Annotated in this window: 12 protein-coding genes and 1 pseudogene; 6 read left to right on the forward strand and 7 right to left on the reverse strand. The window is 53.5% G+C overall.

From position 1 onward, the window contains the following. Positions 1-24: 24 nt before the first annotated feature. Both I2123_RS01990 and I2123_RS01995 read left to right on the forward strand, forming a co-directional pair. Positions 25-831: pseudogene (locus tag I2123_RS01990) on the forward strand (sugar phosphate isomerase/epimerase family protein); the annotation flags it as partial. Between the two features lie 153 nt (positions 832-984). Continuing rightward, positions 985-2,322 carry an NCS2 family permease gene (locus tag I2123_RS01995; RefSeq protein ID WP_112165390.1) on the forward strand — a complete coding sequence of 446 codons (1,338 nt, stop codon included), beginning with the start codon at positions 985-987 and terminating at the stop codon, positions 2,320-2,322. An 86-nt stretch (positions 2,323-2,408) separates the two neighbouring features. Here the strand turns inward: I2123_RS01995 and I2123_RS02000 are convergent, their stop codons facing one another. Both I2123_RS02000 and I2123_RS02005 read right to left on the reverse strand, forming a co-directional pair. Further along, positions 2,409-2,978 (reverse strand): NADPH-dependent FMN reductase, encoded by a 570-nt coding sequence (locus I2123_RS02000; RefSeq protein ID WP_112165388.1) that lies wholly within the window; start codon positions 2,976-2,978, stop codon positions 2,409-2,411. Between the two features lie 91 nt (positions 2,979-3,069). Next, the gene (locus I2123_RS02005; protein ID WP_112165386.1) at positions 3,070-3,795 is read right to left on the reverse strand and encodes a 4'-phosphopantetheinyl transferase family protein; all 726 of its coding nucleotides are present in this window, start codon (positions 3,793-3,795) and stop codon (positions 3,070-3,072) included. 323 nt (positions 3,796-4,118) lie between these two features. Between I2123_RS02005 and I2123_RS02010 the strand changes: the two genes are divergently transcribed. After that, positions 4,119-6,014, forward strand: coding sequence for a methyl-accepting chemotaxis protein (locus I2123_RS02010; RefSeq protein WP_213051688.1), 1,896 nt, complete (start codon positions 4,119-4,121; stop codon positions 6,012-6,014). A gap of 121 nt (positions 6,015-6,135) precedes the next feature. Here I2123_RS02010 and mnmE read toward each other — a convergent pair whose 3' ends face one another. The 5 genes from mnmE to rpmH all read right to left on the reverse strand — a co-directional run bounded on the left by mnmE (position 6,136) and on the right by rpmH (position 10,043). Continuing rightward, on the reverse strand, positions 6,136-7,500 hold the full coding sequence (gene mnmE / locus I2123_RS02015) for a tRNA uridine-5-carboxymethylaminomethyl(34) synthesis GTPase MnmE (protein WP_213051689.1): 1,365 nt from the start codon (positions 7,498-7,500) through the stop codon (positions 6,136-6,138). A 164-nt stretch (positions 7,501-7,664) separates the two neighbouring features. After that, a complete protein-coding gene (gene yidC / locus I2123_RS02020; RefSeq protein ID WP_112165380.1) occupies positions 7,665-9,299 on the reverse strand; it encodes a membrane protein insertase YidC in 1,635 nt (544 codons plus the stop codon). Positions 9,300-9,301: 2 nt separating this feature from the next. Then, the gene (gene yidD, locus I2123_RS02025; RefSeq protein WP_072158102.1) at positions 9,302-9,559 is read right to left on the reverse strand and encodes a membrane protein insertion efficiency factor YidD; all 258 of its coding nucleotides are present in this window, start codon (positions 9,557-9,559) and stop codon (positions 9,302-9,304) included. Beyond that, on the reverse strand, positions 9,523-9,882 hold the full coding sequence (gene rnpA / locus I2123_RS02030; protein ID WP_072158101.1) for a ribonuclease P protein component: 360 nt from the start codon (positions 9,880-9,882) through the stop codon (positions 9,523-9,525). The genes yidD and rnpA overlap by 37 nt, the downstream gene beginning before the upstream one ends. A 17-nt stretch (positions 9,883-9,899) precedes the next feature. Beyond that, positions 9,900-10,043, reverse strand: a complete 144-nt coding sequence (gene rpmH, locus I2123_RS02035) for a 50S ribosomal protein L34 (protein ID WP_072158100.1) — start codon at positions 10,041-10,043, stop codon at positions 9,900-9,902. A 685-nt stretch (positions 10,044-10,728) separates the two neighbouring features. Here rpmH and dnaA point away from each other — a divergent pair. Genes dnaA through recF form a run of 3 tightly spaced genes read left to right on the forward strand, consistent with a single transcriptional unit; the run spans position 10,729 to position 14,323 of the window. Further along, a complete protein-coding gene (gene dnaA, locus I2123_RS02040) occupies positions 10,729-12,120 on the forward strand; it encodes a chromosomal replication initiator protein DnaA (RefSeq protein WP_112165378.1) in 1,392 nt (463 codons plus the stop codon). Between the two features lie 4 nt (positions 12,121-12,124). Beyond that, positions 12,125-13,225 (forward strand): DNA polymerase III subunit beta, encoded by a 1,101-nt coding sequence (gene dnaN / locus I2123_RS02045; protein ID WP_195825566.1) that lies wholly within the window; start codon positions 12,125-12,127, stop codon positions 13,223-13,225. A gap of 9 nt (positions 13,226-13,234) precedes the next feature. Next, a complete protein-coding gene (gene recF / locus I2123_RS02050) occupies positions 13,235-14,323 on the forward strand; it encodes a DNA replication/repair protein RecF (RefSeq protein WP_112165374.1) in 1,089 nt (362 codons plus the stop codon). Positions 14,324-14,337 lie beyond the last annotated feature (14 nt).

The raw sequence follows: 14,337 nt of genomic DNA on the forward strand, positions 1-14,337 counted from the left end.
AACCTGAAAAAAAAGGATGCTATTTTGCCAGTAACTTCACGATTACGCTCCATTGCGACGGTTTCTGTGCCCGGAACCTTGCCTGAAAAACTTAAGGCCATTGCCGCGGCGGGATTTGATGGCGTGGAAATCTTCGAAGATGACTTGTTGAAAAACCCGGTTAAACCCATCGCTATCCGCAATCTGGCCGATTCTCTGGGATTGCAGATTTTCCTGCTGCAGCCTTTTCGCGATTTCGAAGGTATTGCGCCAGGAAAACGCCCGGAGAAGCTCGCCAGCGCGCGACGTCAGTTTGATCTGATGAGCGAACTGGGTTGCGACCACCTGCTGGTATGCAGCAATACCGACGCCGACAGCTCAGCCGAACGCGACGTTCAGATTGCCGATCTCGCTGCGCTGGCAGAAATGGCGCAGCCGTACGACATCCGCATCGGTTATGAAGCGCTGGCGTGGGGGAAACATGTTAACCGCTATCTGCAGGCATGGGATCGCGTACGCGAAGTGAATCATCCGGCACTCGGCATTGTGCTCGACAGTTTTCATGTTCTGGCTGTCGGTGACAATCTCGACCGGCTGGACGAGGTGCCGCTGGATAAAATCAGCTTCCTGCAACTGGCCGACGCGCCTTACAAAGACATGAACGTCCAGCAATGGAGCCGCAGTTACCGTTGTTATCCCGGACAGGGCGATTTACCGCTGGTGGATTTCGTCAGTACATTGAATCAAAAAGGCTTTCGCGGCCCGTGGTCGCTGGAAATCTTCAATGATAAAACCCTGCCGCTGGCCGATGGCTTGCGCTCGCTGGTGGAGCTGGAAAAACGCATGCTGGCGCATGATCTCGCGGTGCTCAAAGACTGATTAATCGCCAATGTCGACTGACCGCTACTGCGGTCAGTCTTCCCGCCCCCATCCAGTGCTGGCGCTTTTCGGCTAAAATCCTTAGGATACCCCCCGATTGTTTTTCCCCCATTTTGGAACTCACACATGAGCACACCACACAGCAACGCGACCGGTGGAAAAGGGCTGGCTGAGCGTCTGTTTAAACTGACGCAGCACGGCACCACGGTTCGCACTGAAACTATCGCGGGTTTAACCACCTTCCTGACCATGGTCTACATCGTTTTCGTGAACCCGCAAATCCTGGGCGTCGCGGGAATGGATAAGCAGGCTGTCTTTGTCACCACCTGTCTGATCGCCGCGTTTGGCAGCATCCTGATGGGTGTGATTGCTAACCTGCCGGTGGCGCTGGCACCGGCGATGGGGCTGAACGCGTTCTTTGCGTTTGTCGTCGTGGGCGCGATGGGCGTGTCGTGGCAAGTCGGGATGGGCGCGATTTTCTGGGGCGCTGTCGGTTTGCTGCTGCTGACCATCTTCCGCATCCGCTACTGGATGATCGCCAATATTCCCATCAGCCTGCGCGTGGGGATCACCGCCGGTATCGGGCTGTTCATCGGCATGATGGGGCTGAAAAACGCCGGGATCATCGTGCCGAACCCGGACACCATCGTGACCATCGGCAACCTGACCTCGCACAACGTACTGCTTGGCGTGCTGGGCTTCTTCATTATTGCCGTGCTGGCGTCGCGTAATTTCCACGCCTCTGTGCTGGTGTCTATTGTCGTTACGACGCTGATTGGTCTGGCGATTGGCGATGTGCATTACAACGGTTTTTGGTCGATGCCGCCGAGCATCACTACCGTTGTTGGTCAGGTGGACCTGAAAGGCGCACTGAACATCGGTCTGGCAGGCGTGATTTTCTCCTTCATGCTGGTTAACCTGTTTGACTCCTCCGGTACGCTGATTGGCGTGACCGACAAAGCCGGGTTGGCCGATGCGCAGGGTAAATTCCCGCAGATGAAGCAGGCGCTGTATGTCGACAGCGTGGCTTCTGTGGCGGGCGCATTCATCGGGACATCATCAGTAGGCGCTTACATCGAAAGCACCTCAGGCGTCTCTGTGGGTGGCCGTACCGGCCTGACTGCCGTGGTCACCGGTTTGCTGTTCCTGCTGGTTATCTTTATTTCACCCCTGGCAGGCATGGTTCCGGAATACGCCGCCGCAGGCGCGCTGATTTATGTCGGCGTTCTGATGACCTCAAGTCTGGCGCGCGTGTCGTGGGATGACCTGACCGAAGCCGTTCCGGCATTTGTGACAGCGGTGATGATGCCGTTCAGTTTCTCCATTACCGAAGGTATCGCGCTGGGTTTCATCTCTTACGTCGTGATGAAACTGGGCACTGGCCGCTGGAGAGAAATCAGCCCGTGCGTAGTGGTCGTGGCATTGCTGTTCGTGCTGAAAATCGCGTTCGTTGACGGGCATTAATTGGTAAGAGCCCCGTCTTGAGGCATTAAAAAAGCCCGCTCACGTTTAAACAGTGAGCGGGCTTTTTGCATTGGGTAATGCGGGAATTATTGACTGACGCGATGCGTGTAATCAGCAAAGGCGGTAAGCTGCCCCTTAAGAAAATCCAGCGTGCCCTGGTCGATCACTTCACCGGTCTGTTCATCGACTTTACTTTGGATCACGCCGCCCATGAACTCAGGTTTGTTCATCACCATCGCATCCAGGAACACCAGAATTTGACGCAAATGATACTGGCAGCGCGCACCGCCAACCGGCCCCATTGAACTGGTCTGGATCAGTACCGGTTTACCGGCCAGCGGCTGGTTAGGCAAACGGGAAATCCAGTCGATGGCATTTTTCAGGCCACCCGGTACCGAGTAGTTATATTCTGGCGTCACGATGATCACGCCATCTGCCTGACGAATGTGTTCCGCAATGGCCTCGATATCGGCCGGGAACCCCTCTTCCTGCTGAACGTCGGCGTCGTATAGCGGCACTGAGCCGATAGACGGCAGCGCCTCAATGGTGACACCGGCTGGCGCGACTTTCGGCAGCGAGCGGGCCACCATTGCGTTATAAGACCCTTTACGAAGACTCCCTAACAGTGTGACAAACTTCAGTGGCTGAGCTGACATGGCGTTCTCCTGCTTTGGTTAACGTAGGGTTCTACCATAAACGAAAAGCCGCTCCACGATATACAACGTTAATGAAAACATAAGTGAAGTTTTATTTAGCTGGCGGCAGGCTGATGAATTTCATGTAGTGCGGCGATTCAGATTGCTGATCCACTGATAGGGTTTGCGTGCGGGTAAACCCGTTTTCCGGTTCATAGCGCCAGCATTGCAAACGGATAATCGACGGCGACTGCGCACACGCCCAGGTGATCGAGCCTTCTATGTCACTCATCACCTGCGCTTCCGGCGTGACGGTTGAACGTAAACGTCCGGAGGCTGGATTTAAGCTGAGCGTCAGGGGATTTTGATCATTGATGCCAGACATCTTCAGCATGCTCTGGCGGATACACCACAATTGCAGGGAGGACTCGACAGGATCGGACTGCATGGCAATCCAGGTTTTTTCAACGGCGGACAGTTGCACCTGCTGTTGAGGATTCACCAGTGCGCTGCGGGCATGAATGATCTCGAGATCAAGCCCGACTTTACCTTCGCTGCTGATCAATACGCCGACCGTGCTGCCGGCATAGGCCAGACTGAAATCCGGCAAATCGGGGGACTCAAAGCTTGGGCGACCGCTGGGTAAGGTGATGACGTTGGGCAACTCGGGAATGCCGTACAAATAGAAAATCATTTCTGCCAGCAGAACGCGACCGTTCAGAAAGCGTCGGCACTGTTTTTCGGAAAGGTTTCTTGCGGATAATACGATGTCTCTGGGCACCCGATGTGTATCAGGTTCTGCATCCGTTACAGCCCATCTTGCAAAATGGCACGCCATTGTTCACTCCATGATTAATGGTTCGACCATATTTTCTCAACATGCGATAAGAATAACATTAAGAGAAATCATTAAAAACCGCTTAAAACCCGTGATACACCACAGTTTTATTACGTTTCAGAAAGTTTTTCATAACGCTTTAGTGAACGCTATCACGTTGTTAGCTTGATAGTGAGAAAGAATATCATCCGCACGATGTTCTGGTTTTTCACCCCGATGATCTGACCACCAGATATATCTACTATAGCAACATAAAGAAACATCAGAAAATGCCGTTAGTAGTTAAGCAGCGATCTCGCTGCTTTGCCGGTGAGTACCCTAATATGTTAAAAACAACACAGTCTCGCTTTATCGCATTGATCAGCTTGTTTTTTATTGTGCTGGTCATCGTTACGCTCATTGTTATCCAGGTCTTTATCGCTCCCCAACTTAAGCAAACAGAAACTAATCTGGTTGCCAATCAGGTAGATGATGTGGCGGTCGCCATCAACGATCGTCTGAATAAAGTGGAATCACAGGTGCGCACCATCACGCAAACCGTGGCACAGATGGACAGCGACAGCATTGATCGCCTGCTACCTGCGCTGGTCGATCAGTATGGTGACGCCGCTGTCTTTGGCGGAGGTATCTGGCCGCTGCCAAATCAGCGCGATCCCGCAAAAATCAAATTCAGCACCTTCTTTGCTCGTAATAATAATAATGAACTGACGGTCAACACCTTCTGGAACAGCGCGGAATCGCCAAACTACTTCGAGCAATCCTGGTATATGGCAGCGTCAAAAGGTGAAAAAGGGCAGTGCGTCTGGGCTCCGGCCTATTTTGACGACGCCAGCACCCAGCCGCGAACCAACTGTGCGATGCCAATTTACAAAGGTGACAAACAGTGGGGCGTAGCCACTATCGATGTCACCCTGGGCTTCTTCAACCAGCTGGTGACTGAGATGGAGAAAAAGGTCAATGCGACAATTTACATCGTTGAGAAAGACGGGACGATCGTCGGCACCAGCCACGCCAGCGATGAAAAACTGCCAAAACTGGCGTCACTGGGGGAACAGTCCCAACTTGCCGCGCAAATCCGCAAAAGCCTTGATCAGATTAACGGTGCGGCGAATGTGGTAGCGGATTACGACAGCGGCGGCACGTCCCACACGATGTTTATGAGCAACATTCAGGGGCCGTGGTATATCGTCACGGATATGCCCACCAGCCAGTTGCAGGCGCGCACGCACAGCATTCTTGCCAGTCTTGGCATGGTGCAAATCCCGATGGTCTTGCTGTTGTTAATTGTACTGATCGTCGCTATCAAAATTTTCATGCGCCAGCTGGCTGCGCTGCATAAAAACATCAGTCAGCTTTCTGCCGGGGGCGCGGATCTTACCCGTCGTTTACCGGACAGCCGTAGCCCTGAGTTCAATGCGATCAACCAGAGCTTCAACAGCTTCCTGTCTTTCCTGCAATCTATCCTGCGCCAGGTCGGTGACAGTAGTATGGCAATCACTTCGGCATCGCGGCAGATCGCCAGCGGAAATCTCGATCTCTCCGCACGGACGGAAGAACAGGCCAGCTCTATTGTGCAAACGGCCGCCTCAATGGAAGAGCTCACCAGCACGGTGAAACAGAACGCCGCAAATGCCGAAGGAGCAAACCAACTGGCGCGCGATGCGTCGGCCGTTGCTGAGAAAGGGTCTGACGTAGTGAAACAGGTGGTAGTGACCATGGGCTCGATCAGCCGTTCATCACACAAGATTGTCGATATCATCAGCGTGATCGACGGTATCGCTTTCCAGACTAATATTCTGGCGCTCAATGCCGCGGTGGAAGCCGCGCGCGCCGGTGAACAGGGGCGCGGTTTTGCTGTGGTCGCATCGGAAGTTCGCAGTCTGGCGCAGCGTTCGGCCACCTCTGCCCGCGAAATTAAAAAACTCATCGAAGACTCGGTGGCGGATATTGCCACCGGCAGCCAACTGGTGGCCACGGCGGGTACGACAATGGATGAAGTGATGGGCGGCGTGAATAACGTGGCGACGCTGATGAACGAGATCATGTCCTCCAGTCAGGAACAAAGTCTCGGCATTGAGCAGGTCAATATTGCGATCACCCAGCTTGATAACGCCACGCAGCAAAACGCCGCGCTGGTGGAACAGGTGTCTGCCGCCGCTCAGGCGATGCAGGATCAAACCGTTCAGCTGGAAACCGTGGTGGCGGGCTTCAAGCTCTGAACAAGATTGGACGTTAACGCGCAGACCGGACGAGTTTATAAAGTCCGGTCAGGGCATTGAGTGAAAGATAATAAAAAACCCACATTTTGCGATGTGGGTTTTTTACGTTCAGGTGCCCAAATCACTTACCAATACAGAAACTCGAGAAAATGCGTCCCAGCAGATCATCGGACGTGAATTCACCGGTGATTTCGCTGAGCGACTGCTGCGCCAGACGTAACTCTTCTGCCAGCAATTCACCGGCCCACGCCCCTAACAGCTGGTCTTTACCCTGAACCAGATGCTGTGCGGCATCTTCCAGCGCATGCAGGTGGCGGCGGCGGGCGAGGAATCCGCCTTCCATATTGTGGTTGAAGCCCATGACCTGTTTAAGATGATCGCGCAGCAAATCAACGCCATCGCCGGTACGGGCGGAAAGGCGGATAAGTGAGTGACCATTCACTTCAGTTTGACCCAGCGCTTCGCCGGTAATGTCTGCTTTGTTGCGCACCACGACGATCGGCAATGTCGCGGGCAGGCGCGCCATAAACTCTGGCCAGATGTCGGCAGGCTCTGTCGCGGCAGTTGTCGTGCCATCGACCATGAACAGCACTAAGTCAGCCTGTTCGATCTCATTCCATGCACGTTCGATACCAATACGCTCGACTTCGTCGCTGGCTTCACGCAGACCGGCGGTATCGATAATATGCAGAGGCATGCCATCAAGATGAATATGTTCACGCAGTACGTCGCGGGTGGTACCGGCGATATCTGTGACGATCGCCGCCTCGCGACCCGCTAAGGCGTTCAGCAGGCTGGATTTACCGGCGTTAGGCCGTCCGGCAATCACCACTTTCATCCCTTCACGCAGCAGGCTGCCCTGACGCGCTTCGGCACGCACGGCGTCGAGATCGCCCATTACGGTATTGAGCTTGGCTTCAATTTTACCGTCAGACAGAAAGTCGATTTCCTCATCCGGGAAATCAATCGCCGCTTCCACAAAGATTCGCAGGTGAGTGAGTGCTTCCACCAGATGATGAATTCGCTGAGAGAACGCGCCCTGTAAGGAGTTTACCGCTGAACGTGCGGCCTGCTCGGAGCTGGCATCAATGAGATCGGCGATCGCTTCAGCCTGTGCCAGATCAAGCTTATCGTTGAGGAAGGCACGTTCAGAGAATTCACCGGGACGCGCGATGCGCACGTTTTCCAGCGCGATAATGCGACGGAGCAGTAAATCGAGGATCACCGGGCCGCCGTGGCCCTGTAGCTCCAGCACATCTTCGCCGGTAAAGGAATTCGGGCCGGGGAACCACAGTGCGATGCCCTGATCCAGCGTGCTGCCGTCTGCATCCTGAAACGGCAGATAGTCGGCATAGCGGGGCTTGGGCAGCTTACCTAAGACAGCCAGTGCCACATCCCGCGCCGCACGGCCTGAAATGCGCAAAATGCCAACGCCGCCGCGACCGGGAGGGGTTGCCTGGGCGATAATGGTATCTGAGGTACTCATAGCGTTTTATCTCTTTTCATATCCGGCATACATCAACCTGCAGATGCGTTGGCTGCGCTCGAATTATACCGGGTATTTGGATGTGCAAAAGGCGGTCAAATGACCGCCTTTGTCTTTTTATCATCAAGTTTAGCTGTCAGGACGGAAGCCGCCCTGACAATCACTTATGACTTTTTCTTGTCGCGGCTGTGCAGGCCACGTTTTTCCAGCCCGCGATAAATCAGCTGCTGCTGGAGGATGGTGACCAGGTTACTGACGATGTAGTACACCACCAGACCAGAAGGGAACCACAGGAAGAACACGGTGAAGATGACCGGCATGAAGGTCATGATCTTCTGCTGCATTGGATCGGTCACGGTAGTCGGCGACATCTTCTGAATGAAGAACATCGTGATACCCATCAGAACCGGCAGAATGTAGTACGGGTCTTGCGCTGACAGGTCATGGATCCACAGGATGAATGGCGCATGACGCAATTCAATGGAGCCAGACAGCATGTAATACAGTGCCAGGAAGATTGGCATCTGAATAACCAGCGGCAGACAGCCACCCAACGGGTTCACTTTCTCAGACTTGTACAGCGCCATCATTTCCTGACTCATGCGCTGTTTGTCATCACCGATACGTTCACGCATGGCCGCCAGTTTCGGCTGCAACATACGCATTTTCGCCATCGACGTGTACTGCGCGCGGGTCAGTGGATACATGATACCGCGGACAATAAAGGTGATAACGATGATCGAGAAGCCCCAGTTACCGACAAAGCCCTGAATGAATTTCAGAAGTTTGAACAGTGGCTGAGAGATGAACCATAACCAACCGTAATCCACTGTCAGGTCAAGGTGAGGCGCGATAGCGGCCATCTTGTCCTGAATTTCAGGGCCGACCCACAGGATGGAAGCAACTTGTTGCTGCGCACCCGGTGCCACGGTAAACGGTGTGCCTTTAAAGCCAATCGTTGAAATACCGTTGTTGGCCGTGGTGAAGAAAGTGTTGGTGTCTTTCGCAGACGGGATCCACGCTGTCGCAAAATACTGCTGCAGCATCGCAACCCAACCGCCCTGAGTGGTGACATTCAGCGCTTCGCTCTTATCGAACGCGTACTTCTGATATTTGTCATCGCTGGAGGAGTATGCCGCGCCGCGGAACGTGTGCAGAGCAAAGTTATTGCTGCCGGTATCACGGTGCTTAGGCAAATCGGTGGTTTGTTTCAACTGGCCAAACATAGTCAGTTCAAGCGGGGCTGGCGAGGTGTTGTTGATGTTGTATTCAACGTTCACCGCGTAAGAGCCACGTTTGATAACGAAGGTTTTGGTGTAAATCGCACCGTTCTGAGCCGTATAGGTCATCGGGATGCGCAGTTCAGACTGACCTTCAGCTAATGTGAAGGAATCCGAGCTTGCCTGGAACAGAGGACGTTCGCCGTTAGCCGGATTGTCTGGACCGTTTTTGCCTGTCAGACCGCTTTGCGCCTGATAGACGAAATTAGGAGTGGTTTCCAGTAACTGGAAAGGCTGGTTAGAACCCAGAGTCGTTGGGTAAGCAGTCAGCAGAGCCTGCTCAATGTCGCCACCACGGGTGTTGATAGTTAATGACAGAACATCACTGTTAACTGTAATTAATTTACCCTGACCGCTGCCAGGAACAGCCTGGTTAGCAGCATCACCGTTTGCAGTATTCGCAGTCTGTTGCGTGGTCTGGTTGGCCGGTTGCGGAGCGTGGTCCGTTTGCCATGCCTGCCAGATCATGAAAGACACGAACAGCAGAGCGATGAGGAAAAGATTGCGTTGCGAATCCATCGTTAGAGTTCTCTGTTATTGTCGGTTTTCGGCGGTACGGGGTCATCACCACCTGGGTTCAAAGGATGGCATTTTAATACGCGTTTCAAAGTCAACCAACTGCCTTTTAACACGCCAAAACGACCAATTGCTTCAATACCGTATTGAGAGCAGGTTGGTCGAAAGCGGCAATGCGGCCCGAGCAAAGGACTGATGAACAACTGATAACCACGTATCAGTTTAATCAGGATGCGGGTGCCTGTCGGCAATGTCGACGCCATAATTTCTCCAACGCTTCCGTCAGCGCGCGATTATCTAAATCGGCGACACCCTTTTTGGCTACCACTACAAAATCCATCGCCGGCAGCGCGTGCTGATTCAGTCGGAAACTTTCGCGGGTAAGGCGTTTGATCCGATTGCGTTCATGAGCGCGTTTGACGTGTTTTTTAGCGACGGTAAGACCGATGCGGGGATGCCCCAGCTCGTTCAGGCGGCCGAGTATCGTAATTTGCGGCGTGCCAGCCCGTTGTGGCTGCTGGAAGACGAAAGTGAAATGACGGGGAGTTAACAAACGTAACTCCCTGGGAAAAGCGAGCTTAACCACTAATTCGATTAGCTTTATTACTTGGAAGCAGCTGACAGACGAGTACGGCCTTTCGCACGACGGCGGGCCAGAACCAGACGACCATTTTTGGTTGCCATACGAGCACGGAAACCGTGGGTGCGGTTGCGCTTCAATACGGACGGTTGGAAAGTGCGTTTCATAGCGATTTCTACCTAAACTTAAATTATTACTGATCAGTAAACGCGAAGACATTTCGGCGAAAATACGACCGATGCCCTTGTCGCAACATATAAAGAAGCGGGATTGTAATAACTGTACAGTCCTGAGTCAATTTACATTGCCAGAAAGGGTCCAAATGTTTACCAGAATGGCCCGTGGTCACACCGCAAATCCATCTGGTTATGACCATCAGGAACACAGGCTTGACACATAGGGCTGAGAATTATACGGACTCTGAGGCAAATCGCAAGGATCCTCGTCTGATCCTTATCCACAGGCCTGAGATCTTATCGGCGTCCTGCTGAAAAATACCTCAGCGGAGTCCTATTTTTTCACCAGAGTGATGATTACATCGCCTAATTTTAAAAGGATCGGCTAAGCTTACCCACTTGCTGATGGCTGCCTGTGGATAAAAAGGATCTAAACTGTCAGTAAGGGGAGGATCTCTGTGTCGGATTGCGTTATGATCCGCCATTCCGATCGTGATCCCAGCCGGGATGCTGTCGACAAAAACCGCAAAAAGCGGTTCGCACGTGACTTTATGCCGCTGACAGGGTGGCGAAAGAAATTTCCCCCATTCACCGGGCGGGACGTGTGTCAAAAATCATGATTTAAAAAATATCCTGATCCTTTTCTTTTTTTGATCTTGTTCGAGTGGAGTCCGCCGTGTCACTTTCGCTTTGGCAGCAATGTCTTGCCCGTTTGCAGGATGAACTACCTGCCACAGAATTCAGTATGTGGATACGCCCCCTACAGGCGGAACTCAACGACAATACGCTGGCGCTTTACGCCCCGAATCGTTTCGTCCTGGATTGGGTTCGCGACAAATATCTCAATAACATTAATGGTTTGCTCAATGATTTTTGCGGTGCAAACGCGCCGTTGCTGCGCTTTGAAGTGGGCAGCAAACCGTTAATTCAGCGCGTCAGCCAGCCTGTTGCGGCCAGCGTCAGTTCGCAGTCAGCACCGGCGATCCCGCGCCTGGCGCCTTCTCGTCCAAGCTGGGACAGCTCGCCGGTACAACCTGAGCTGTCTTACCGTTCTAACGTGAATCCGAAACACACATTCGATAACTTCGTTGAAGGTAAGTCTAACCAACTGGCCCGCGCGGCGGCGCGTCAGGTGGCAGATAATCCGGGCGGCGCGTACAACCCGCTTTTCCTTTATGGCGGCACCGGTCTCGGTAAAACCCACTTATTGCACGCGGTCGGCAACGGCATCATGGCGCGTAAAGCCAATGCGAAAGTGGTGTACATGCATTCCGAGCGCTTTGTTCAGGACATGGTCAAAGCGCTGCAAAACAATGCCATCGAAGAGTTCAAACGCTACTATCGCTCCGTCGATGCGTTGCTTATCGATGACATTCAATTCTTTGCGAATAAAGAACGTTCACAGGAAGAGTTCTTCCACACCTTCAATGCTTTGCTGGAAGGTAATCAGCAGATCATTCTGACCTCGGATCGTTATCCGAAAGAGATCAATGGTGTTGAAGATCGTCTGAAATCCCGTTTCGGCTGGGGCCTTACGGTGGCGATCGAGCCACCTGAATTAGAAACCCGCGTGGCGATCCTGATGAAAAAGGCCGACGAGAACGATATCCGTCTGCCGGGGGAAGTGGCCTTCTTTATTGCTAAACGTCTGCGTTCCAATGTGCGTGAGCTTGAAGGCGCACTGAACCGCGTGATTGCCAATGCCAACTTTACCGGGCGCGCGATCACCATCGACTTCGTTCGTGAAGCGCTGCGAGATTTATTAGCGCTTCAGGAGAAGCTGGTCACTATCGATAATATTCAGAAAACAGTGGCCGAATATTATAAAATCAAGGTCGCTGACCTGCTTTCCAAACGGCGTTCCCGTTCGGTAGCCCGCCCACGCCAGATGGCGATGGCGCTGGCGAAAGAGCTGACCAACCACAGCCTGCCAGAAATCGGCGATGCGTTCGGTGGTCGGGACCATACCACGGTGTTGCACGCCTGCCGTAAAATCGAGCAGTTGCGTGAAGAAAGTCACGACATCAAAGAAGATTTCTCCAACTTAATCAGAACATTATCTTCCTAGCGCTATGAAATTTATTGTTGAACGTGAGCATTTGCTGAAACCACTGCAACAGGTCAGTAGCCCGCTGGGTGGACGACCGACGTTGCCTATTCTGGGTAACCTGTTATTACAGGTGACGGATGGCGCGTTGTCGCTGACCGGGACGGATTTGGAAATGGAGATGGTGGCGAAAGTCGCGCTGTCCCAGCCCCATGAAGCGGGTGCCACGACGGTACCGGCGCGTAAATTTTTTGATATCTGCCGTGGATTGCCTGAAGGCGCGGAAATTTCCGTCGCTCTCGACGGTGACCGCATGCTGGTACGCTCAGGCCGCAGCCGTTTCTCGCTGTCGACCCTGCCGGCAACAGATTTCCCTAATCTCGACGACTGGCAAAGCGAGGTGGAATTCACCCTGCCGCAGGCCACGTTGAAACGTCTGATCGAAGCCACGCAGTTCTCGATGGCGCATCAGGACGTTCGTTATTACTTAAACGGCATGCTGTTCGAAACCGAAGGTGAAGAACTGCGTACTGTCGCCACTGACGGCCACCGCCTGGCGGTATGTTCCATGCCAATCGGCCAGTCACTGCCGTCGCATTCGGTGATCGTGCCTCGTAAAGGCGTGATGGAGCTGGTGCGTCTGCTTGACGGCGGTGACACGACGTTGCAGCTGCAAATCGGCAGCAACAATATTCGCGCTCATGTCGGCGACTTTATCTTTACCTCCAAACTCGTTGATGGCCGTTTCCCTGACTATCGCCGCGTATTGCCGAAGAATCCCGACAAAACGCTGCAAGCCGGGTGCGATTTGCTGAAACAGGCCTTCGCCCGTGCAGCTATCCTGTCCAACGAAAAATTCCGTGGTGTGCGTTTGTATGTCAGCCATAACCAGCTGAAAATCACCGCCAATAACCCGGAGCAGGAAGAAGCAGAAGAGATTCTGGACGTCGGCTACGAAGGCACCGAAATGGAAATCGGCTTCAACGTCAGTTATGTACTGGATGTGCTTAATGCGCTCAAGTGCGAAGACGTGAATCTGCTGCTGACAGACTCTGTGTCCAGCGTGCAGATCGAAGATGCCGCCAGCCAGTCGGCGGCCTATGTCGTCATGCCGATGAGGCTTTGATCTGAATTAATGGCCTTAACGCGCTTACTGATAAAAGATTTCCGCAACATTGAGGCGGCGGATTTAGACCCGTCGCCCGGTTTTAACTTTCTCGTCGGTCCCAATGGCAGCGGTAAAACGAGCGTGCTCGAGGCGGTGTATACGCTCGGGCACGGCCGTGCTTTTCGCAGTTTGCAGGCAGGGCGCGTGATCCGTCACGACCAACCGGAGTTCGTTCTTCACGCCCGCGTGGATGACGGCGGCGATCGCGAAGTGTCGATCGGCCTGAGCAAAAGCCGTCAGGGCGACAGTAAAGTGCGCATCGACGGCAGTGACGGCCACAAAGTGTCCGAACTGGCGCAGATGTTGCCGATGCAACTTATCACCCCCGAAGGCTTCACCCTGCTCAATGGCGGGCCGAAGTACCGGCGGGCGTTTATCGACTGGGGTTGTTTCCATCACGACCCCGGTTTTTTTATCGCCTGGAGCAACCTGCGACGGTTACTCAAGCAGCGCAACGCCGCGCTGCGCCAGGTGAGTCGTTATGCGCAAATTCGTGCCTGGGATCAGGAATTGATCCCGTTAGCCGAGCGCATTAGCGAATGGCGGGCAGCGTACAGCGAAGCGATCGCGGCTGATATCAGCGCGACCTGCGCGCAATTCCTGCCTGAATTCGACCTCAGTTTTTCTTTCCAGCGTGGATGGGACAAGGAAACTGAGTACGGCGAGTTGCTGGAGCGTAACTTTGAGCGCGACAGAGCCTTAACCTATACCGCATCAGGTCCGCATAAAGCGGATTTCCGCATTCGTGCCGACGGCACGCCGGTGGAAGATTTGCTGTCCCGTGGGCAGCTGAAATTGCTGATGTGCGCGCTCCGGTTAGCGCAGGGTGAGTTTCTCACCCGACAGAGCGGGCGGCGTTGCCTGTATCTTCTTGACGATTTTGCCTCCGAGCTGGACGCCGACCGACGTCGGTTGCTGGCCGATCGCCTGAAAGCCACCCAGGCACAGGTTTTTGTCAGTGCGATAAGCGCTGAGCAAGTGACCGATATGATGGGTGAAAAGGGCAAGATGTTCCGCGTGGAACAAGGTAAAATAGCCGTTCTATCACAGGACTAAAAATGAGCGAGAAA

The organism is Rahnella inusitata (assembly GCF_018288855.1).
Classification (GTDB): domain Bacteria; phylum Pseudomonadota; class Gammaproteobacteria; order Enterobacterales; family Enterobacteriaceae; genus Rahnella; species Rahnella inusitata.